Source organism: Paraburkholderia guartelaensis (assembly GCF_004353905.1).
GTDB lineage: Bacteria > Pseudomonadota > Gammaproteobacteria > Burkholderiales > Burkholderiaceae > Paraburkholderia > Paraburkholderia guartelaensis.
Genome location: NZ_SMOD01000018.1, coordinates 23,114 through 44,026, shown reverse-complemented (window position 1 = coordinate 44,026; position 20,913 = coordinate 23,114). Strand labels below are relative to the sequence as shown.

Here is a 20,913-nt window from a genome sequence, read left to right as displayed (position 1 = left end):
CACATGAAGACCATAACGGAGACCATCATGGATTTTGTCGACGTGCCCGCGCAGCCCCGAGAGACGACCATCCTCGAGCTGCGCGAGTTCTCGCGGCGGCTCGTGCGCGAGCTGGGCTTTATGCGCACGACGCTCGCCGACAGCGATCTCGCCCCATCCGCCGTGCACGCCATCATCGAGATCGGCGCACAGCCGGGCATCAATGCACGGGCGCTGGGCGACATCCTGCGGCTCGACAAGTCGAACACGAGCCGGCAGGTCGCGCGGCTCGAAGCGGCCGGTCTCGTCAAGCGCAAGACCGCCGACGACGACGCGCGCTCTTCCGAGCTGACCCTGAGCGCGGCGGGCCAGAAGCTGCGCGCGAAGATCGACCGCTTCGCCACGGACCAGGTTTCCAATGCGCTGCGCAGGCTCGTTCCTGCCGACCAGCAGACGCTCGTTCGTGCGCTCGCGCTCTACGCCGACGCGCTCGCGCACGACAATCCCAACGAGACCAGCGTAACCGCGTCGGCGGCGGGCGTGCAGATCGTGGAAGGCTACCGGCCGGGCTGCATTGGCGACATTGCGAGCCTGCACGCGCGGTTCTACGCGGCGAACTGGGGCTTCGGCGCGTATTTCGAGCAGAAGGTGGCGACGGAACTCGCCGAATTCGCCGGTGCCTTGCCGGCCGTCGGCAAGGCGCTCTGGCTCGCGGTGGAGCGCGATCGCGTACTGGCCTCGCTGGCCATCGACGGGCACGGGAGCGGCAACGCAGGTGTCGCCCACCTGCGCTGGTTCATCGTGGACGACTCACTGCGCGGCACCGGCGTCGGCAGGCAGTTGATGACGAACGCGATGCAGTTCGTCGATGCGCACTACGCCGAGACTTACCTGTGGACGTTCAAGGGCCTCGACGCCGCGCGGCATCTGTACGAGTCGTTCGGCTTCCAACTCGCGGAAGAGTCCGAAGGCGACCAGTGGGGCACGAAGGTCACGGAGCAGCGCTTCGTGAGGCGCCGCGCCGGTTGACGCTCACTGCACGGAGCTTGCGGAGCGCCCGCGCGTTTCCGGCATGCGCAGATACACGATCAGCGAAATCGCCGCGCAGGCCGTCACGTACCAGTAGAAATACTGCTCGTGGCCGCTCGCCTTGAAGCGCAGCGCGACGAACTCCGTCGTGCCGCCGAGAATCGCCGTGGTAAGCGCGTATGGCAGACCCACCGCGAGCGCGCGGATGCGCGTGGGGAACAGTTCCGTTTTCGCGAGCATGTGAACCGAGGTGAAGCCGCTCAGCATCACGAGCCCGGCGAACGACAGCAGGAACGCCACCAGCGGATCGCGCGTGTGGCTGAGCGCCGTGAAGAGCGGCACGGAAAACAGCGTAGTCGAAAGGCCAAAGCAGATCAGCACCGGGCGGCGACCGAACACGTCGGAGGCGAGTCCGAAGAGCGGCTGGAGCGGCATATACAGCAGCAGCGCGCCGGTGGAAACGAGCGTCGACATCTCCTTCGAAAGGCCCACGGTGTTCACAAGATACTTTTGCATATAAATCGTGAACGTATAGAAGCCCACCGTGCCACCCACGGTAATGCCGATGGCGAGCAGAATCTGCCGCCAGTGCAACAGCAGTTGCTTGAGCACGGGCGGACCGGGTTCACGCCTGCCGCGCTCGAATGCTTCGGTTTCCGTCACGTTGCGCCGCATATAAAGCGCGAACAGCGCGAGCGCGCCGCCCAGCAGAAACGGCACGCGCCAGCCCCAGCGCTCGATCTGCTCCGCCGTCATCAGCAAGTTCTGCATGACGAGCATGAGTGCGAGCGCAACGAGTTGCCCGGCCACCACGCTCACCTGCAAAAAGCCGAGATAGAACCCGCGCCGGTTGGCGGGCGCGATTTCGCTGAGGTAAGTCGCGCTGGTACCGTACTCGCCGCCCATGCTCAGGCCCTGCAGGAGGCGCGCCGCGATCAGCACGATCGGCGCGAGCACGCCAATGCTTGCGTAACCGGGCGTGAGCGCGATCATCAGCGAGCCGATGCACATGGCCGTAACCGACCACGTGAGCGCGGACTTGCGCCCGTGGCGGTCGGCGTAGAAGCCCACGAGCCAGCTGCCGAGCGGCCTCGCAACGTAACCTACGGCCGCGATGGCCGCCGTGTTCATGAGCTGTACGGTCGGCTTGTCGCTCGGGAAAAACGACTTCGCGAAGTAAATCGAAAAGATGCTGTACGCCAGAAAGTCGTACCACTCGATCAGGTTGCCGGCCAGGCCCCCGACGATCGAACGGATGCGTGGCCGCGCAGCGTGCGTTTCCACCGTCTGGCTGTCGATTCGGACTCCGAAATCCGCGTCATTTGGCATGCGTGTCTCCTCCTCTTGTTTTTTGAAATTCAGTCCTTCGGTGCGTACTCGCTATCGAGCCGGTCGAAGAGCGGCTTGTTCACGAGGCGCTGACGCTCGGCGAACGGCGCGACGATCGTCGCGTCTTCGTCGAGGCGGCCGTTTGCGCGCAGCTGCCCAAGAGCGCGCTGCATGCCGACCAGCGCGCCTTGCAGCGCCGCGTTCGCGTACAGCACCAGCGCGTAGCCAAGGCCCGCCAGCGCTTCGCGCGACTGCACCGGCGTCTTGCCGCCGATCACGATGTTGATGAGCTGCGGCGCGTCGATGAGCTTGGGCAGGCGCTCGATGTCTTCGAGCTTTTCGGTGGCTTCGATAAACAGAATGTCCGCGCCCGCTTCGATGAACGCATGGCCGCGCGCAATCGCGTCTTCGATGCCATGCACGGCGGCCGCGTCGGTGCGCGCCATGATGAGCAGGTTGCCGTCTTCGCGCGCATCGACGGCCGCGCGGATCTTGCCCACCATCTCGCTTGCGCCGATCACTTCCTTGTTGGCGAAGTGGCCGCACTTCTTCGGCATCACCTGGTCTTCGAACTGGATCGCGTCGGCACCGCTGCGCTCGAGCGTGCGCACCGTCTGGCGCACATTGAGCGCGTTGCCGAAGCCCGTGTCGGCATCGACGATGAGCGGCAGGTTGACCGCGTCGCGCACGCGCGCCGTGTGCTCGGCAATGTCGCTCAAACCGATGAAGCCGAGATCGGGCAGGCCGAACGACATGTTGGTGACGCCCGCGCCCGTGAGGTACAGCGCTTCGAAGCCGGCGTCTTCGATCACGCGGGCGCTCATGGCGTTGAAGGCGCCCGGCACGAGCAGGCCGCGGCGTTCGTTGACCTTGGCGCGGAACGCGGCGCGGCGTGCGGCAGTGGAAGTGGTCATCGCGATGACTCCGTTCAGTGGGTTTTGAGATGGCCCAGACATGTGCAGGATGTATGCCAACCAGCAGAAGCCGGGCGCGAACCATATAAAACAATAGCTTAGGCAGCCCCTGCGTACGAACGGCGTTTCATGCCACAATATCTGGAACGTTTCACGGAACGTTCCAGAACACCCACCTTCGCGCCGAGGATTCCGTCGTGCCTCCCCCCAATTTGCCCCAGACCGCCAGCCGCCCGAGCATCGCGCTCGTGAGCATCAGCCGGCTGCGCAATCTCTGCGAGACCGTTGCCCCGCGCTATGCCAGCGAGGCGCGCTTCTTCAACGTGCGCGAAGGCTATGGCGACGCCGTCACCGCGCTGCAGCCGTATATCGAAGCCGGCACCGTGGACGTGGTGCTCGCCGCCGGGTCCAACGGCGCGTACCTGCGCGACAACCTGAGCGTGCCCGTGGTCATGGTGAAGGTGAACGGCTTCGACGTGCTGGCCGGCATCACGCACGCGAACGCCACCTGGCCCGGCGCGCCGATCGGGCTGATCCTGCACGAGAGCGTTTCGCACGAACTCGCCGACCTCGGCGCGTGGCTCAACCTGCGCCTCACGCAGCGCGCCTATCGCACGGTGGACGAAGTGCGCGACGCCGTCACGGCGCTCGCCACCGAGGGCTGCCGCGTCATCATCGGCCCCGGCATGGCCTGCGATCTCGCCCAGGCGGCTGGGCTCGAAAGCGTGTTCCTGTACTCGCTGGGCGCGGTGCACGAGGCGTTCGAGCGCTCGGTGGAACTGGCACGCGTGAGCCGCCAGAAGGAATCCAAGCGCGTGCGCCTGAACACGATCGTTGCGCACCTGCGCGACGGAGTGGCCGCATTCGACGAAGCCGGTCAGCTCGAAGCGGTCAATCCGGCCATGCTCGATCTGCTCGGTCTCGACCGCGCGCGTGATGTGAGCGCGCAACTGGTCCGCTCAGTGGGCCCGCTGCTGCACGAAGTGGCCGGCAGCGACGCGGCAGTCGATGAGCGCATCGAGCAGATCGGCGGGCGCTCGCTGATCGTGAGCTGCGTGCCGATCGTCGAGCAAGGCGCGCGCTCGGGCGCGGTGGTCACGGCGCAGGATGCGCTCGTCGCGCAGCGCATCGACCGGTCACTGCGCACGACCCAGCGGCCGCGGCACCTCGTGGCACGCTACGAACTGGACGACCTGGTCGGCGTTGCGCCCTCCATGGCGCGCGTGCGGCGCCTCGCGGCCATGAGCGCCGCGCACGACGCCACCGTGCTCCTCACGGGCGAAAGCGGCACGGGCAAGGAACTCGTCGCGCAGGGCATCCACAACGCGAGCCGGCGGCGCGGCAATCCATTCGTTGCCTTCAACTGCGCGGCGCTGCCCGAGGGGCTGATCGAAAGCGAGCTGTTTGGCCACGAGGAAGGCGCGTTCACCGGAGCGCGGCGCGGCGGCAAACCGGGCCTCGTGGAAATCGCGCATACGGGCACGATCTTTCTCGACGAAATTGGCGAGATGCCGCCCGCGCTGCAAAGCCGCCTGCTGCGCGTGCTCCAGGAGCGTGAGGTGATGAAGCTGGGCGCCAGCCGCGCAACGCCCGTAGATGTGCGCGTGATCGCGGCCACGCACCGCGACTTGCGCGCGCTGGTGCAGGAAGGCGCGTTCCGCGCCGACCTGTATTTCCGGCTCAATCTGCTGCATATTCCGTTGCCGCCCTTGCGCGAGCGCCGGGAGGACATCGCCGCGCTCGCGCGCCATCTGCTCGAACGCATGGCCGATCGCTACGCCTTGCGTGCCGCCGCGATCGAGCGCGTGCTTACGCTGTTCGCGCCGCACTTCGCGAGCTATGCGTGGCCGGGGAATGTTCGCGAACTCGAGAATCTGCTCGCGCGCGCGGCCATCTTCCTCGCTGATGAGTCCGGCGGCACGTACGACAATAGTTCGTTATACGATGTATTTCCGGAATTCGCACAGAACGACGAAGTGAACGATACGCCGCGGCGCGTGGCGACTGCCTCGAACGGCGCGCGCCGCGACGCCGCCACGCCGGTCACACGGGAAGACGTCGAGCGCGCACTCGCCGCGCACGGCGGCAATCGCGCAGCCGCCAGCCGCGCGCTCGGCATCGGCCGCACGACGCTTTGGCGTTTGATGAAGGATAGTTGAACCGAACCGTCAAGCGGCTTCGACGTGCGTGTCGTTAGCCGGCGCGGCGGCAGCTTCGGCCGGGCTCGCGATCGCATCGATCGGGTTCGCACCGCTGAGTTCGCGGATCGCGTCCAAAAGCTGTGCCCCGCTCCCTCGCCAACGGTCCTCGCGCAGGCAATGGCCAACGGCATCGCACACGCGCAGCACACCGGTGTCGGGGTAGAACGTGAAGGTCACCGGCGCGCCGTCGATGACGCAGGTCGTGGTGCAGGGTCTCGTCGCATACATGGTTGCTGTCCTTGGCGTGGGTTCTCGCGCCGCGCGCGGCGAAGCAATGCCGCAAACGGCGTGCCCGGCGTCTGAGCGTGCGCTTTCCTTCGACTGATCAACGCCCGATCTCGCGCAGCGGCTTGCCCGCCAGCAGATTCTGCTCGATCGTTTCGAGCGGCACGCCGCGCGTTTCCGGCACGAACCAGAACGTGAACGCAATGAACGCCGCGTTCAATGCCGCGTAGAGCCAGAACGTCTGCGCGTGGCCGAACGAGTTGAGCATCGTGAGGAAGGTTGCGCCCACAATCGTGTTGGCGACCCAGTTGGTAAAGGTCGAGGCCGCGATACCGAAGTCGCGTCCCTTGATCGGCTGGATTTCCGAACAGAGAATCCAGATCATCGGCCCCGCCGACATGGCGAACCCCGCGATGAACACGAGCAGCATCGCAACAGCCACAAGCTGCTGCGTGTGTGTGACCACCCCGAGCTTGAGGAGCCAGCCAAGCGCGCCCATGCCGAGCGTCATCACGCCGAATCCGGTAAGCAGAATAGGACGGCGCCCCCAGCGGTCGACCAGCCCGATGGCGATGAACGTTGCAATCACATTGACCGCGCCTACGATGACGGTGCCCCATAGCTGCGCCTGATGTCCGCTGTAGCCTGCCAGCCCAAAAATGCGCGGAGCGTAATACATGACGACGTTGATGCCGGTGAGCTGCTGCACGACCTGGAGCATGACACCCAGCGCCAGCGAGCGCCGAAAATCACGGCTCGTGCGTAGGAGCGCGAAGCCTTGCTCCTTGACTTCGAGCTGACGCTCAATATCGCTCATCTCCCGCTCCACCACGGCCGTTTCGGTGCGCAGGCTGTTGAGCACCTTGCGCGCCTCGTCGTTGCGGCCTTTCATCATGAGCCAGCGGGGACTGCGCGGAAGCGTCAGTATGCCTAACAGAAATAGCGCCGCCGGAATGGCGACGACGCCGAGCATCCAGCGCCACGCGCCCGAAGGCGAGAAGGCCGTATCGGAGAGAAACGCGATCAGAATGCCGACCGTGATCATCAACTGATACGCCGACACCATGGCGCCGCGCACCTGCCCCGGCGCGATTTCCGACAAATAGAGCGGCGCCGTAAACGTCGCGATGCCCACGGCGACGCCGAGCACGAAACGCGAGCCGATCAGGAACGCCGGATTGGGCGCACTCGCGCACAGCAGGGAGCCCGCGATGAAAAGCGCGGCGCCGAGCAGCAACGAGTATTTGCGCCCGAGCCGGAACGAGAGCCAGCCGGCAGCCAGCGCGCCAACGGCTGCACCCACCATCATCGAACTGACGATCCACTCCTGCGTGTGGTCGTTCACCTGAAAGTCTTTCGCGATGAAAGGCAGCGCGCCGGCGATCACGCCGATGTCGAGACCGAACAGCAAGCCGGCCAGTGCGGCCATGGCACACGTCATCCAGATGCGCGAGCGCGTGCTTGCGTACAAGCCGTGGTGAGAATGCGAGGCGTATGAACCCATTTCGAAGACTCCTGCGCAAGTGCGTGCAGGTCACGGCACGAGTTGCGCGCGCGACCTTGCTTGAGCGATGTGGCGTGGGCCGTTCCGCAAGCGCCGTGCCGCGAGAGGCGCACGGAGTATCATGACAACCTCGACGATGCGCCGATTGAGAGCGCATCGAACCTGCCGCGGAACCTGCCATCGTGAACTATTTCAATGTCCTGCTCGCGCTTTCGGGCGTCCTGCTGCTGAGCGTCGCCAGCCCCGGTCCGAACTTCGTCATCGTCACCTCCACGGCGGTGGCTTCGCGGCGCGCGGGGCTCGCGACCGGTCTCGGCCTCGCCGCCGCCTCCGGCACGTGGGCATGGATCGCCATCGCGGGCCTGAGCCTGATCGTCACCCACGTGGCCTGGATCGGCACCGGGCTGCGCATCGCAGGGGCGGCTTATCTGATCTGGCTCGGCGCGAAGATGCTCCTCACCGCGCGACAGCCCTTGCAGGTTGCCGCGCAGGCGGGCGCTTCGGGTTGGGCCGCCGCGAAAAAGGGCTACGTCGTCAGCATGACGAATCCCAAGGCCATTGCGTTCTACGGCAGCATCTTCGCGTTGATGGTGCCCGCTGCCGCACCGCGCTGGCTCGAAGTGGCGGTCGTCGTGATCGCGATCCTCATCTCCTGCGCCTGGTATTGCTCGATGGCCCTGCTCGCCTCGCATCCCACCGTGCGCCAGTTCCTCGTCCGGCGCAAAGCCGCGCTCGACTCGGTGGTGGGCGTCGTGCTGATCGGACTCGGCGGGCGCATGCTCGCAGGGCGCTGAGCGGGGTCACGCGGCCATGAGCGGGCGCATGGCTTCGCGATGGCTGCGCGCCGCGCCGCTGGCGTCGGCTTTGACGCTGGCGTTCGTGCTCGCAGCGTCGTCCTTGCCGGCCCACGCGCAAAGCGCGCCCAGGGTCGTCGACATTCCTACCCGGCCCGGCGTCACCCAGCGCTTCCTTTTCATTGCGCCGGCGGCGCCAAAGGCGGCCGCGATTCTTTACGCGGGCGGGCACGGCGGCCTGCAACTGGACCCGCAGGGAAGCTTCGGCTGGGGCGCCAACAACTTTCTCGTGCGCACCCGCATGCTGTTCGTGAACGACGGCGTTGCCGTGGCGGTCATCGACGCACCGAGCGACCGGCAATCGCCGCCCTACCTGGACGGCTTTCGCCTCACGCCCGAACACGCTGCGGACGCGCGCGCCGTGATCGCATGGCTGCGCGAGCAACTGCACGTGCCGGTCTGGCTCGTCGGCACGAGCCGCGGCACGCAGTCGGTCGCGGCCATCGCGATTGCTCTTGCGAACGACAGCAACCCCAGCGCTGGCCCGGACGGCATCGTGCTCACCTCGACCATCCTGCGCGAAAATCGCGGCGGCGATCCGGTCACGGGCATGAACCTCTCAGCGCTCAAGATTCCCGTGCTCGTGGTGCACAACAAGGACGACGCCTGCAAGGTGTGTCCGGTTTCCGAAACGGACACGCTCATGCAAAAGCTCACGCAATCGCCGAGAACGAAACTGATGCTCGTCTCCGGCGGAACTTCGCGGGGCGACCCGTGCGGGGCGTCCGCGTATCACGGCTTCAACGGCATCGAAAGCGATGTCGTGCACGGCATCACGGCGTGGATGCTCGCGCCTTAGCGGGGTTTCCGCGCCGGGCGCCCCACCTCCTCCCGCACCTCGCTTCTTAGCCAGTCACGAAATGCCGTCAGGCGCGGCAGACTCGCGCACTCAGGGCGATAGACCACGTAATACGCCAGCGCCGACGTGAAGGCGACCTCCGGAAAGAGGCGCACGAGCCGCCCGGCCGCGAGGTCGTCGCGCGCCATGACGCTGCGCGCGAGCGCGACACCGTGCCCTTCTATCGCTGCCTGCAGCACCGCCGCCGAATTGTTGATCTTCATGCCGCGGCTCGCCGATGCGGGCGTCACGCCCACACTCTCGAACCACGCGTGCCATGAAGCAAAGCCCGCATGGCTGTCCACGGAGAGGTCGTGAATGAGCGGCGCGCGGGTGAGATCGCGTGGCGCGCGCCATTTGCCGGATCGACGCACGGCCGGCGAGCAGACGGGATAGATCTCCTCGTCCATGAGCTTTTCGGCAACGAGCCCAGGCCACGCGCCGGCCCCATAACGCACGCCGATATCGACGCCCTGCGCGACGAAGTCGAGCAGTTTCAGGCTCGTGTCCAGCCGCACGTCGGTGTCCGGCCACGCGGCCTGAAAGCGGTCGATGCGCGGCAAAAGCCATTTGGCGGCAAACGCCGGGCTCACCGTGACCGTCAGCACGCCGTTCGCCGATCCTTCCTTCAGGCGCTCCAGCCCCAGGCTCAAGCGATCGAAACCCGCGCGGATGTCGGGCAGCGCGCGCTCGGCCGCCTCCGTCACCATCAGCCGCGCCCTGCCGCCGCTGCCGCGCACGAACAAGGGCGTGCCGAGCCAGTCTTCGAGACTGCGTACAAGCTGGCCGACGGCGGCAGGCGTCACGTTCAGCTCGGCCGCCGCGGCGGAAAAGCTCTGATGCCGCGCGCTCGCTTCGAATGCGCGCAAGGCGTTGAGGTAGACCGGCGTCTTCATGATCTAAATATTTTCTATCAATAGGAGACAGAATATCTGATTTGTGGGTGCATGCGGACGCGAACAGAATGAGTGGCATTGACGACGTGCACGGCACATCGATTGCCGTTGGCGTCGCCCCTATTCCATAGCTTCGAGGAGTCCATCATGAACCATAGTTTTTCTTTTGACTTTACGTCCAGGGTCGCGATCGTCACCGGCGGCGGTTCCGGCATCGGCAAGGAAGTCGCCGCGCGCCTCGTGAAGGGCGGCGCGCGCGTCGTCATCGGCGGGCGCGACCAGGCGAAGCTGCGCGAAGCGGCTGCGCAAATCGACGCTTCGGGCGCCAACGTGCGCATTCACGCCGGCGATATCGCGCTGCCCGCGACCGCGACTGCGCTCGTCGACCTCGCGACCGAGGCCTTCGGTGGTGTCGACATTCTCATCAACAACGCCGGCATTTTCCGGCCCAAAGCGTTTCTCGATGTGACGGAGACCGAATACGACGGCTTTCTCGACACGATCCTCAAAGGCAAGTTCTTCATGGCGCAGGCGGCGGCAAAGGCGATGCTCAAGCGTGGCGGCGGCGCAATCGTGCAGACGGGTTCGCTCTGGGCGCTGCAGGCCATCGGCGCCACGCCTTCCGCGGCGTACTCCGCGGCCAATGCAGGCGTGCATGCGCTCACGCGCAATCTCGCCATCGAACTGGCGTCCTCGAATATCCGCATCAATACCGTCGCGCCAGGCGTCGTGGAAACGCCGGTGTATCGCACGTTCATGACCGAGGAAGAGGTCAGCAGGACGCTGCCTGGGTTCAACGCGTTCCATCCGCTCGGGCGCAACGGCCAGCCCGCGGATGTTGCCGAGGCCATGCTCTTTCTCGCCTCGCCTCACGCCTCCTGGATCACGGGCACCGTGCTGCCCGTGGACGGCGGCGTGATGGCCGGCCGCCACGCCTGAAGCGCGAGCGGCGTATCGATTTTTCGACACGACACACAGGAGCACAGCATGGCCTATCTGCAAATCACCCTGAAGATCGCCGCCAGCAAACGCGCGGCCGCCGCCGGCGTCTACCGGCAGTACAAGACGCCGTTTCTCGAAACGATAGCGGGCGCGAAATCGAAGGAACTGCTCGTGCGCGAAGCAGACGTGCAGGTGCTGCACGGCTTCGATAGCGTCGAGCATGCGCAGGCGTACCTGGAAAGCGCGTTGTTCACGACGGATGTCGTCGGCGCACTCGGGCCGCTGCTGGACGATGTGCCCGAAGTGCGCGTGTACGAAGCCGTTTGAAGCTAGCGCTTCCTATTGCTTCGCATGACTAACCGCCCTTTCTTTTCACGGGCGCACTGTTGTGCCCGAACGACCCTGGTGGCTCCGCCCGGCCGTGGTGGCCGAGCGGCACCTCTGCCGTCTGCTCTGGATGCGGGCCGCCCTCACGCGGCATGAACTCGGGCCGCGACTCCGGTTGATCAAAGCTGCCCGGCGCACCCCGAGCGGGTTTCTCCTGCGCCGGTTGCTTGCCGGTGGCGAGTTCGTCGCCGGTTTCGGTGGCCTCATCCGGCCTGGGGTTTTGTGTTGAAAGACCCATCATCCGCTCCTTAAGGGTGTGGATGCGAGGCATCCTGTTCATGATTTCGGACCACTCGCCGGCGCTGGTTGCGCGACGGCTGGCGCCGACATCTGGCTACTCGAAGAATCCTGGGTTTGTGGCCGCGCCCCTTCGTCCGCACGTTTGCAGGCCGTACAGCCGAGCGCCAGCGCGGCCGCGCCGAGCAGCCACAAACGCGGCCACGAGCGGACCCACAAACGGGCGCGCGGCCTGGCCAGATATGCACCCGATTTCGCAGTGCTTTTCATCTGATCCCTCCCTTGTGCGCGGCAGTTGCAAATCCGCCCACCGCGCTTGTAATTTTTCTACCCCCGTTTTCTACCTCCTTGCCGTCTGCCCCGTCATTCGCTTTTGCCTGCCGCGCACTGTCCCGCGCCGCTGCTACGTCCAGCTATTCCCTGTAAGCCGCCATCACGATCCACATGTCGCGTTCGCCGTTGCTGACTTCAGCAGCCAGCGCATAGCGATCTTGCGGGCTGCAGGCGTTCTGCAGCGCCTTGCGGGCCTGCTCCGTGTTGTCGTACTCGCGCTTTTCCAGCGGACGCACCTCGTTGCGTCCCTCGAACATCTTCTGGTCCTTTCGATAGATGAGCGTTTCGTTTTTCCATTCGCGAAAGCATTCCCTGACATGCTGGAAATCGCCTCCGCAGACATTCACTTCGTAGCGTGGAGTTGACTTCATGATCGACTGCCTCCCTTGCCGGTTCTGCGCGCGATCCGTTTTCCTCACACCGCGCGCGTGCACGCCTACGCGGTCGCATGGGGCGTGCCGGACCTCGGTTCATTGCGCAGACGGTATCGCATTTGCGCAGCGGGAGAATCGTCTGATGGGAGGAGTCATGAGCACGAGCCAGCATCCTTCTACGCGGCGCAAGAGCGGCCGCCCCGCGCGTCAGCGTCATGCCCACGCGAGCGCCGCGAAAAGTCACACGAAAAGCGCCACGAGCGCCGCCACGAACAAGTGGTCGAAGCACGTGAACGAGACGAGCGACGCCATGGACATCGAGTCCGGTGTATTCAAGTCCGGCAGCGCCGAAGCGATCGCCCGCTCGCTCAAGGAGTCGGCGCTGCACAGCCGGCGGCGCAAGGGCACGCCGTTTCAGTCGGCGATGTCGATGCTGAACTTCTACATCAACCGCGCGGGCAAAAATCTGCCCAAATCGCGGCGCGACACACTCACGAAAGCGAAAGGAAAGCTTCGGGAAGCGTTCGGACGCAAGCCCTGAAGGAAAATCGCAGGCTTTTTCACGTAGCCATCGGCGTCGCGGCCAACTCTTATATAAGACATAAGACATTTGACGTTATATCGTATTGCGCTTAAAATCGCGATCAAAGCAGTGCCTGGAAAAGCCTCGGAGTGCCTGAAAAGCCTTCGCCTTCAAACGCAATACCAGTAGGTCCCCCAATGCTTGAAAATTTTCGCGCTCACGTAGCCGCACGCGCCGCGCTCGGCATTCCTCCCCTGCCGCTTACGGCTCAGCAGACCGCCGAACTGGTGGAACTGCTGACGAATCCGCCCGCTGGCGAAGAGCAGACGCTGGTCGAGCTGATCACCAACCGCGTGCCGGCAGGCGTTGACGAAGCCGCCCGCGTGAAGGCCGGGTTCCTGGCCGCCGTGGCCAAGGGCGAAACCGCCTGCGCACTGATCTCGCGCGCTCGCGCCACCGAACTGCTCGGCACGATGCTGGGCGGCTACAACATCGCCCCGCTGATCGCGCTGCTGTCCGACGCCGAAGTGGGCACCGTTGCCGCCGATGCGCTGAAGAAAACCCTGCTGATGTTCGACCAGTTCCACGACGTCAAGGAACTGGCCGATAGCGGCAATGCCAACGCAAAGGCCGTGCTGCAAAGCTGGGCCGACGCCGAATGGTTCACGAGCCGTCCGGAAGTGCCGCAGAGCCTGACCATCACCGTGTTCAAGGTGACGGGCGAAACCAACACCGACGACCTCTCGCCGGCCCCGGACGCAACCACCCGCCCGGATATCCCGCTGCACGCGCTGGCGATGCTGAAGAACGCCCGTCCCGGCATCACGCCGGAAGAAGACGGCAAGCGCGGCCCGGTCAAGTTCATCGAATCGCTGAAGGAAAAGGGCCACCTGGTCGCCTACGTGGGCGACGTGGTCGGCACCGGCTCCTCGCGCAAGTCGGCGACCAACTCGGTGCTGTGGTTCACGGGCGAAGACATCCCCTACATCCCGAACAAGCGCTTCGGCGGCGTGTGCCTCGGCGGCAAGATCGCCCCGATCTTCTACAACACGATGGAAGATGCCGGCGCGCTGCCGATCGAACTCGACGTGTCGCAGATGGAAATGGGCGACGTGGTCGAACTGCGCCCGTACGAAGGCAAGGCACTGAAGAACGGCGCAGTCATCGCCGAATTCCAGGTCAAGTCCGACGTGCTGTTCGACGAAGTGCGCGCCGGCGGCCGCATTCCGCTGATCATCGGCCGCGGCCTGACCGCCAAGGCGCGTGAAGCGCTGGGTCTGGCTCCGTCGACGCTGTTCCGCCTGCCGCAAAACCCGGCCGATACCGGCAAGGGCTTCTCGCTCGCGCAGAAGATGGTCGGCCGCGCATGCGGTCTGCCGGAAGGCCAGGGCGTGCGTCCGGGCACGTACTGCGAACCGAAGATGACCTCGGTCGGCTCGCAAGATACGACCGGCCCGATGACCCGCGACGAACTGAAGGACCTGGCGTGCCTCGGCTTCTCGGCCGACCTCGTCATGCAGTCGTTCTGCCACACGGCCGCTTATCCGAAGCCGGTGGACGTGAAGACGCACCAGACGCTGCCGAACTTCATCAGCAACCGCGGCGGTATCGCGCTGCGTCCGGGCGACGGCGTGATCCACTCGTGGCTGAACCGCATGCTGCTGCCCGACACCGTCGGCACCGGCGGCGACTCGCACACGCGCTTCCCGATCGGCATCAGCTTCCCGGCAGGCTCGGGTCTCGTCGCCTTCGCGGCCGCCACCGGCACGATGCCGCTGGACATGCCGGAATCGGTGCTCGTGCGCTTCAAGGGCAAGATGCAGCCGGGCGTCACGCTGCGTGACCTCGTCAACGCGATCCCGCTGTGGGCGATCAAGCAAGGCTCGCTGACGGTTGCCAAGCAAGGCAAGAAGAACATCTTCTCGGGCCGCATTCTCGAAATCGAAGGCCTGCCCGATCTGAAGGTCGAGCAAGCGTTCGAACTCTCGGATGCGTCGGCTGAGCGTTCGGCCGCCGGTTGCACGGTCCACCTGAACAAGGAACCGATCATCGAATACCTCAACAGCAACATCACGCTGCTGAAGTGGATGATCGCCCAGGGCTACCAGGACCCGCGCAGCCTGCAGCGCCGTATCAAGGCGATGGAAGCGTGGCTGGCCGACCCGCAACTGCTGCAACCGGATGCGGACGCCGAGTACGCCGCCGTCATCGAAATCGACCTGGCCGACGTGCATGAGCCGATCGTGGCCTGCCCGAACGATCCGGACGACGTGAAGACGCTGTCGGACGTTGCCGGCGCGAAGATCGACGAAGTGTTCATCGGCTCGTGCATGACCAACATCGGTCACTTCCGTGCCGCATCGAAGCTGCTCGAAGGCAAGCGCGACATTCCGGTCAAGCTGTGGGTCGCTCCGCCGACCAAGATGGACCAGAAGCAGCTGACCGAAGAAGGCCACTACGGCGTGTTCGGCACGGCTGGCGCGCGTACCGAAATGCCGGGCTGCTCGCTGTGCATGGGTAACCAGGCACAAGTGCGCGAAGGCGCAACGGTCATGTCGACCTCGACGCGTAACTTCCCGAACCGTCTGGGCAAGAACACGAACGTGTACCTCGGCTCGGCGGAACTGGCGGCGATCTGCTCGCGTCTGGGCAAGATCCCGACGAAGGAAGAGTACATGGCCGATATGGGCGTGCTCAACGCCAATGGCGACAAGATCTATCAATACATGAACTTCGACCAGATCGCCGACTTCAAGGAAGTGGCCGATACGGTGACGATGTAAGTGTGATGCTGGAGTACGGCGCGGAACTGTTGTTCTAGATCTGCGCCGTAGCGCCGGACCATGGCGCCGCAGGCTGAATGCCTGCGGCGCCATTTTTATTTGGTTCGTCGAGGTGCTGCCTTATGAGCCGGGGTCGAGCGAGCTGTTTCGCGAAGCGATGACTGCCCGGACGACCAGCATGATGCGCTCAACCCGCGCACCGGGCCGGATTCGGCCTGAACGTTCGAGTTCGGCGAGCCCATGCAGGGCTGCCCAAAAGGTCTCGGTCACGTTCTCGACATCGGCGCTGAACGGCGCGACGACCGACGCGAGCGCTTCGAAACCTGCCCGCAATTCCGGTCGGGTTTCAGCGTCGGCAAACCGCAGTTCGGTCGGGAGCGTGAACATCGCCTCGTAGAGCGCGGGACACCGTACGGCAAAGCCGAGATAGGCCATGGCGACATTCTCTAGGGCGTTTTCCTGCCCCGCCGATCCATGCGCCGCTTCCCGTAGCGCCACTGCGAGTTCCTGAAAGCCCTCGACTGCAACGGCTGCCACGATTGCGTCCCGATTCTCGAAATGCGAGTAGAGGACGGGCTGGCTGTATTCGATCTCTTCGGCGAGGCGGCGAACCGTGACGGCATCCCATCCGTCCCGCTCCGCGATCAGGCGCGCAGCCGCGACGATGCGGGACTCGCGCTCAGCCCGTTGCCTGCCTTTGCGCTCGGCAATACTCAACTTTTCATCCTCCTACCCCGAATGGTCCCGATGCCCGTGATGATACGGAAGCTTGAAAAACTAGCATTGCTAGATTATATTCCGTCACTACACCACGAAGCATAGGACTCTGCAATGCATGGGTTTTCGTTCGGACTGGCGCTGTTCCTTGCCCTCGCGATTCTCGCGATCGGCACCCACTATCTTGTGAGGCCGCTGGCCGCGACACGCAGTTTCGGCCTGCCGCTTCCAGAAAGCGGCGCCAATATCGCCTGGTGGCTTCGGCTCAAGGGTGTGCGCGACATTGCGTCGGGATTGGTGGTCCTGGCGTTCATGGTGTGGGGCACGCCGCTTTGGGTCGGCGTCGTCCTGCTCGTGGAAGCCGTCATCCCTGTTGGCGACATGCTGCTCATTCTTGCCGCGAAAGGCTCCACCAAAAGCGCCTTCGGCATGCATGGCGCGACGGCCGCGCTGATGGTCTTTACGGCGATTTCGATGATGATGGGAGCGCGCTGAGATGGTCCATACACTTTCGATCTGGCTGCTCGTCGCCGGCTTCTTTGGCGCAGGTCTCTTCAACGCGATCGGCACGCCCGCGTCGCAAAGCGATTACGCCCGGTGGGGTTTCCCGCGCTGGTGGGGTCGTTTGACCGGCGCACTGGAGATGTTGTCCGCCGTTCTGATTGCGCTACCGGCAACTCGCATGATTGGCCTCGCGCTCGGAGCGCTAATCATTGCAGCGGCGGTCTTGACCGTTCTGCGTCACCGCGATTTTTCGCACCTTGTGCCGCTTGGTGTTTTTGTCGCCGTGATCGCACTAGCCGGATTCTCGTATTGAGAGGGCCGCACGCTGATCTGCACATCCTGCACAATCAGCGTGCGCATGCCAACGTGGTGTACTCAGCCCTTCCCGCCGTGAAAGAGCGTTAGCTTGTTCGACACCGAATTCACGCCTTGCACCGAACGCGCAACCTCTTCCGCCTGGCGGATCTGGTCGCCAGTGCGAACCGTGCCGCTCAGCGTCACAGCGCCGCTGCGCGCACGAACGAAAACGCCGGACACGTTGAATCCCTGCGCCCTCGACAACGCGCGCCGCACGGCACGGGCAAGTGCGCGGTCCGCCTTCTTCTCGCTGGGCGCCGCCTGGGTCGTGCTCGGCGCCATCGACGCGTCCGTCGGCGCATTTTCCGTTTGGGCATGCGCCATGCCAGCGGCGGTCAACAGAAAAGACGCAAGCACGGCGCATCGCAGATTCGATTTCATGACCCACTCCTGACATTGCCGCGCAGGGACGCGCCGGCCGCCGTCCATATTGCACCTCCAGGCAATCAACCGCTCCGAAGGCGCTCGCATTGCGCCGTCGCACTACACGGCCGCGGATGCCGCCGCCACGGCCAGAAAGGTCTGCACGATCCCACGTTTGCGTTGGCTGTGAAGGCACGCCACCGAATCAATATTGCAGCCGCGCAGCTCTTCCACCGGGATGGCAACGGAACGCGCACCCTCGGGAATCTCGCGCTCGAGCACGAATCCGATGCCGAGGCCTTGCCGGACGGCTTCGAGAACCGCCTCGCGACTACCCAGTTTCATCGCTGTCGGCAGTGACATCCCGGCGCGCCGCAAGGCTTCGTCGACAAGCCGTTGGGTGTTCGAACCCGCCTCCCGGCGAATTACGGCATACGCAGCGAGATCGCCGAGGGACACGCTTTCAGCCGCGGCAAGCGGATGATGCTCCGGCACGAGAACCCGCATGTCTTGCCGCGCGACGGGAATCGACGCCACACGGGCGTCGCTCCTGGCATTGCCGATGACCACCGCGTCGACCCGATACGCGAGCAGATCGTCCCAGACCTCGCGCTGACTTCCGAACGAGACCGAAATTTCGATGTCGGGGTACTGCGCACGAAAGGCTGCCACCACCTGAAGCACCACCTGTGGGCCATCGGCGGCAAGTTTGAGGCTGCCGTGCTGGAACCTCGTCGCCCGGCTCACCATGTCCTCGATCTGCTCTTCCGCCAAAAACATCTGGCGGGTCAATTCGAAGAGCGGCTTCGCGGCATCGGTTGGTTGAACGCCCTCATTCGTGCGGATAAATAACGCCTGCTTGCAATCCTCTTCGAGATTACGAACCTGCGCCGTGATGGCTGGTTGCGTCAGCCCGAGAAGATTGGCCGCCTTCGAAAAACTGCCCTCGCGCACAACCGCATCGAACGCCCTGAGCTGGAAATAGCGCATCGCCACCTCGAACCTCACCCTATAAATCTCGATGCGAAAATATAGCACTGGTATTAATTTGACTGCCAGCGGGTACGCGCTCTAAGCTCGGTGCCGTTGCGGTTCTGGCTACCCGCCCTTTTGATTCCTGATGAGATTCATATGAGCAAAGAGATCGACTACCTCAATCCCGCCCTCCCTCGGGGCCTGCGGCGAGTGGCGATGCCCGTGGTCGACGCGACTGCGGCAACGCTGAATGGCTATGGCAAACTCGTTGACGACCCGCACGCTTGCGAGGTGGAAATCGTTCAGTGGCCCGCAGTGGGATCAAGACCGATCGACCCGGGAACCGGCGACGAAGCGGGCACGACCGAAGGCACGTTCGTCAGCGAATGGCGCGGCGACATTCTCTACGGTCGAAACGAAGCGGTAGGCGGCAACTACGTTCTCGCCTACGCAACGGAGCCGGACGACGCACGCGAAGACAGCGCCGCCGCACCGGAACGCATGTTGATATGGCATGCGAACTATCACCCCGACGGCGGACAACTGTTCTTTCCGCTCGATCACCGCCCGTTCTACGTTCCGCTGGCACTGCCGGGCGACGACATTACGCCGGAGAAGTTCGTGTGCTTCCGCTTCGACGGACAGCAGGGTCTCTATATCCACCCCAACATCTGGCACGAAGGCGTGTTCACGCTCGACGGGACGCAGCGCTTCTTCGACAAACAAGGCGCTGTCCATGCGCGCGTCTCGGTCGAATTCGCGACAGAGTTTGGCTGTCTTCTGGAGGCCGCAATCGCGCGTGACTAGCGGATGTCGCTCGAGCGGGTCACGTCCTTTGCTTCCGTGTCGACGGCATCGCTGTGCAGCAATGCAGGCTGCCGTTCAGGCGTTTCGCTTTGCGCCATGCCTTCCTTGAATCCCTTCACCGCGACGCCCAGATCGCCCCCGACGTTCCGTAGCTTCTTCGTACCGAAAACCAGTGCCACGATCAGAAGAACAATCATCCAGTGCCAAATGCTCAATGAACCCATCGCTGAAAACCCTCTCTTTGCCGTCGCTCGCATCGCTTGCGACGAATGACATGAACCTTGCGGCCCGACCCGGCGTATAAACCGCTGTTTTGCAGGCGTATTGGAACGCGCGGATGTGTCTCGCTCGTTTCCTGAAACGGCGGTTTTGTAAGCGCATGTACGCATGCGCCCTGTAGATACACGCATATACAAAGGGGGCCGTGTTCGCGCGCGCACGGCCTCAGCGCTGCCGGCGCATGACCGCCTTTCAAACGGTGCCAGAGAAGCGTTTAATATCCGCTGCAACATCTCTTTTGGAGCCCTCCCATGCTAAGGGTCCTTGAACCGGGCGACTACTTCGGCACCACTTTCCTGCGATACGGCAATGACAGCATCTCGCTCGTGGAGACCGATTTCGCCACGGATCTGATCATCCCGCAGCACGAGCATGTGAACCCGTTTTTCTGTTTCGTGCTGAACGGCTTCGGAACGCGATCCTGGCCGGCCCGCCGTGGCGAAGACGGGCCGATGTCACTGACGTTTTTCCCCGCGGGCGTGCCCCATGCAAATAGCTGGTACGGGGCCGGTGGCAAGGCACTCCATCTCGAGTTTTCAACCTCGTGGGCACAGTGCCTTGGAGGGCGGACCCGGGTCCTCGATCGTCCGGATGACTTTGCAAGCGGCGCACCGCTGTCGTTCATGCGTCGTCTGGTTCGCGAATGCCGTGAGCAGGATTCGGCGACATCGTTGGCAGTCGAAGGGCTGGTACTCGAACTCCTTGCCGCGTGCGAGCGCTCCGTCCCGCGTGCGGCGACGGTTGGCGGTTCGCGTCGATGGCTCGCTCGCGTGGAAGCCTTGCTGCACGATCGCTTCCGTGAAGCATTGACACTGGAGGAAATTGCTTCGGAGAACCATGTTTCTGCCGACCACCTTGCGCGCGAATTCCGCAAGCACTTTGGCTGTACAGTCGGTGAGTACGTGCGCCAGCTTCGGCTCGATTTCGCATGTGCTCAATTAGCCCGCGGACGCCTTTCGTTCGCAGCGATTGCCGAGGCCGCCGGCTTCACCGACCAAAGCCACTTCACGCGCGTCTTTCGGCGCAGGATGGGTTTGACACCGGGCGCGTACCGCGCGCAGTTGCTCGAAGATCGCTCCCGTACCAAAGATTGACGGTCGGGTACAAGACCCACGGCGCTGCCACGGCCTAAAGTGGCTCGCATGTTCGACACGAACCAACGTTCCTGGAGATCGATGTGAGCACCGATACTTTTCCTTATTTGACGCGCCTTGACGTCCTCTACGCCTTCGACGAAATCATCGACGTGCCCGCCCTCGTCGCGGCAAACAGCCATCCCTGGTACAACCAGACGCTCTGTGAGGTGAACCAGTCCGTGGTCCGGCTGGGTGTCGTGCAGGGCGAATATCACTGGCACAAACATGACGCAGAGGACGAGTTCTTTTATGTCGTGAGCGGACACTTCCTGATCGATCTCGAAGACCGGGTCGTCGATTTGAACCCGGGGCAAGCGTTTGTCGTGCGTAAAGGTTTGCTGCATCGCCCGCGAGCGCCGGAGAAAACGGTGATCCTGATGGTCGAGGCGAAGGGAATCGTTCCTACAGGCGATGCGTGACGCAGCGA

General features: G+C 64.2%; 24 protein-coding genes. 13 read left to right on the top strand and 11 right to left on the bottom strand.

Going from position 1 to position 20,913, the window contains the following annotated elements:
• Window positions 1-27 precede the first annotated feature (27 nt).
• Entirely contained in the window at window positions 28-1,008 is a 981-nt protein-coding gene (locus tag E1N52_RS23040) for a bifunctional helix-turn-helix transcriptional regulator/GNAT family N-acetyltransferase (RefSeq protein ID WP_133185047.1), read from the top strand.
• 3 nt (window positions 1,009-1,011) lie between these two features.
• On the opposite strand, the gene E1N52_RS23035 is transcribed toward E1N52_RS23040, so the two are convergent.
• Window positions 1,012-2,337: an MFS transporter gene (locus E1N52_RS23035; RefSeq protein WP_133185046.1), complete on the bottom strand. Its 1,326-nt coding sequence runs from the start codon at window positions 2,335-2,337 to the stop codon at window positions 1,012-1,014.
• A gap of 29 nt (window positions 2,338-2,366) precedes the next feature.
• Window positions 2,367-3,251, bottom strand: coding sequence for an isocitrate lyase/PEP mutase family protein (locus E1N52_RS23030; RefSeq protein WP_133185045.1), 885 nt, complete (start codon window positions 3,249-3,251; stop codon window positions 2,367-2,369).
• A 197-nt stretch (window positions 3,252-3,448) separates the two neighbouring features.
• On the opposite strand from E1N52_RS23030, the gene prpR reads away from it, so the two are divergent.
• Window positions 3,449-5,410, top strand: coding sequence for a propionate catabolism operon regulatory protein PrpR (gene prpR / locus E1N52_RS23025; protein ID WP_133185044.1), 1,962 nt, complete (start codon window positions 3,449-3,451; stop codon window positions 5,408-5,410).
• Between the two features lie 9 nt (window positions 5,411-5,419).
• On the opposite strand, the gene E1N52_RS23020 is transcribed toward prpR, so the two are convergent.
• The gene (locus tag E1N52_RS23020; RefSeq protein WP_133185043.1) at window positions 5,420-5,680 is read right to left on the bottom strand and encodes a hypothetical protein; all 261 of its coding nucleotides are present in this window, start codon (window positions 5,678-5,680) and stop codon (window positions 5,420-5,422) included.
• Between the two features lie 97 nt (window positions 5,681-5,777).
• Entirely contained in the window at window positions 5,778-7,181 is a 1,404-nt protein-coding gene (locus tag E1N52_RS23015; protein ID WP_133185042.1) for a sugar porter family MFS transporter, read from the bottom strand.
• 182 nt (window positions 7,182-7,363) lie between these two features.
• Here E1N52_RS23015 and E1N52_RS23010 point away from each other — a divergent pair, with 182 nt between their 5' ends.
• Both E1N52_RS23010 and E1N52_RS23005 read left to right on the top strand, forming a co-directional pair.
• Entirely contained in the window at window positions 7,364-7,975 is a 612-nt protein-coding gene (locus tag E1N52_RS23010) for a LysE family translocator (RefSeq protein ID WP_414695303.1), read from the top strand.
• Window positions 7,976-8,003: 28 nt separating this feature from the next.
• Entirely contained in the window at window positions 8,004-8,834 is an 831-nt protein-coding gene (locus E1N52_RS23005; protein WP_133185040.1) for an alpha/beta hydrolase, read from the top strand.
• Here E1N52_RS23005 and gcvA read toward each other — a convergent pair.
• Entirely contained in the window at window positions 8,831-9,769 is a 939-nt protein-coding gene (gene gcvA, locus E1N52_RS23000; RefSeq protein ID WP_133185039.1) for a transcriptional regulator GcvA, read from the bottom strand. The two genes, E1N52_RS23005 and gcvA, sit on opposite strands and share 4 nt — an antisense overlap.
• Window positions 9,770-9,916: 147 nt before the next feature.
• Between gcvA and E1N52_RS22995 the strand changes: the two genes are divergently transcribed.
• Together E1N52_RS22995 and E1N52_RS22990 are read left to right on the top strand one after the other, a co-directional pair.
• Window positions 9,917-10,708 carry an SDR family NAD(P)-dependent oxidoreductase gene (locus E1N52_RS22995; protein ID WP_133185038.1) on the top strand — a complete coding sequence of 264 codons (792 nt, stop codon included), beginning with the start codon at window positions 9,917-9,919 and terminating at the stop codon, window positions 10,706-10,708.
• A gap of 48 nt (window positions 10,709-10,756) precedes the next feature.
• Entirely contained in the window at window positions 10,757-11,038 is a 282-nt protein-coding gene (locus E1N52_RS22990; RefSeq protein WP_133185037.1) for a hypothetical protein, read from the top strand.
• Between the two features lie 28 nt (window positions 11,039-11,066).
• Here the strand turns inward: E1N52_RS22990 and E1N52_RS22985 are convergent, their stop codons facing one another.
• Together E1N52_RS22985 and E1N52_RS22980 are read right to left on the bottom strand one after the other, a co-directional pair.
• Entirely contained in the window at window positions 11,067-11,378 is a 312-nt protein-coding gene (locus tag E1N52_RS22985) for a hypothetical protein (protein WP_165979430.1), read from the bottom strand.
• Between the two features lie 370 nt (window positions 11,379-11,748).
• Window positions 11,749-12,039, bottom strand: coding sequence for a hypothetical protein (locus E1N52_RS22980; RefSeq protein ID WP_133185035.1), 291 nt, complete (start codon window positions 12,037-12,039; stop codon window positions 11,749-11,751).
• 157 nt (window positions 12,040-12,196) lie between these two features.
• Here E1N52_RS22980 and E1N52_RS22975 point away from each other — a divergent pair, with 157 nt between their 5' ends.
• Both E1N52_RS22975 and acnB read left to right on the top strand, forming a co-directional pair.
• Window positions 12,197-12,583, top strand: a complete 387-nt coding sequence (locus E1N52_RS22975; RefSeq protein ID WP_133185034.1) for a DUF3175 domain-containing protein — start codon at window positions 12,197-12,199, stop codon at window positions 12,581-12,583.
• A 179-nt stretch (window positions 12,584-12,762) separates the two neighbouring features.
• Window positions 12,763-15,348 (top strand): bifunctional aconitate hydratase 2/2-methylisocitrate dehydratase, encoded by a 2,586-nt coding sequence (gene acnB / locus E1N52_RS22970; protein WP_133185033.1) that lies wholly within the window; start codon window positions 12,763-12,765, stop codon window positions 15,346-15,348.
• A 120-nt stretch (window positions 15,349-15,468) separates the two neighbouring features.
• Here acnB and E1N52_RS22965 read toward each other — a convergent pair whose 3' ends face one another.
• A complete protein-coding gene (locus E1N52_RS22965; protein WP_133185032.1) occupies window positions 15,469-16,065 on the bottom strand; it encodes a TetR/AcrR family transcriptional regulator in 597 nt (198 codons plus the stop codon).
• 114 nt (window positions 16,066-16,179) lie between these two features.
• Between E1N52_RS22965 and E1N52_RS22960 the strand changes: the two genes are divergently transcribed.
• The gene (locus E1N52_RS22960) at window positions 16,180-16,560 is read left to right on the top strand and encodes a DUF4267 domain-containing protein (protein WP_133185031.1); all 381 of its coding nucleotides are present in this window, start codon (window positions 16,180-16,182) and stop codon (window positions 16,558-16,560) included.
• Window position 16,561: 1 nt separating this feature from the next.
• Entirely contained in the window at window positions 16,562-16,882 is a 321-nt protein-coding gene (locus tag E1N52_RS22955) for a DoxX family protein (protein ID WP_133185030.1), read from the top strand.
• 62 nt (window positions 16,883-16,944) lie between these two features.
• On the opposite strand, the gene E1N52_RS22950 is transcribed toward E1N52_RS22955, so the two are convergent.
• Both E1N52_RS22950 and E1N52_RS22945 read right to left on the bottom strand, forming a co-directional pair.
• Window positions 16,945-17,307, bottom strand: coding sequence for a BON domain-containing protein (locus E1N52_RS22950; RefSeq protein ID WP_133185029.1), 363 nt, complete (start codon window positions 17,305-17,307; stop codon window positions 16,945-16,947).
• Window positions 17,308-17,409: 102 nt separating this feature from the next.
• Window positions 17,410-18,279 (bottom strand): LysR family transcriptional regulator, encoded by an 870-nt coding sequence (locus tag E1N52_RS22945; protein WP_133185028.1) that lies wholly within the window; start codon window positions 18,277-18,279, stop codon window positions 17,410-17,412.
• A gap of 141 nt (window positions 18,280-18,420) precedes the next feature.
• Between E1N52_RS22945 and E1N52_RS22940 the strand changes: the two genes are divergently transcribed.
• A complete protein-coding gene (locus tag E1N52_RS22940; RefSeq protein ID WP_133185027.1) occupies window positions 18,421-19,071 on the top strand; it encodes an ureidoglycolate lyase in 651 nt (216 codons plus the stop codon).
• On the opposite strand, the gene tatA is transcribed toward E1N52_RS22940, so the two are convergent.
• Window positions 19,068-19,295 carry a Sec-independent protein translocase subunit TatA gene (gene tatA / locus E1N52_RS22935; RefSeq protein ID WP_133185026.1) on the bottom strand — a complete coding sequence of 76 codons (228 nt, stop codon included), beginning with the start codon at window positions 19,293-19,295 and terminating at the stop codon, window positions 19,068-19,070. The two genes, E1N52_RS22940 and tatA, sit on opposite strands and share 4 nt — an antisense overlap.
• Window positions 19,296-19,601: 306 nt before the next feature.
• Between tatA and E1N52_RS45290 the strand changes: the two genes are divergently transcribed.
• Together E1N52_RS45290 and E1N52_RS22925 are read left to right on the top strand one after the other, a co-directional pair.
• Window positions 19,602-20,444: an AraC family transcriptional regulator gene (locus tag E1N52_RS45290; protein ID WP_133185025.1), complete on the top strand. Its 843-nt coding sequence runs from the start codon at window positions 19,602-19,604 to the stop codon at window positions 20,442-20,444.
• Between the two features lie 83 nt (window positions 20,445-20,527).
• Window positions 20,528-20,905: a cupin domain-containing protein gene (locus tag E1N52_RS22925; protein ID WP_133185024.1), complete on the top strand. Its 378-nt coding sequence runs from the start codon at window positions 20,528-20,530 to the stop codon at window positions 20,903-20,905.
• Window positions 20,906-20,913 lie beyond the last annotated feature (8 nt).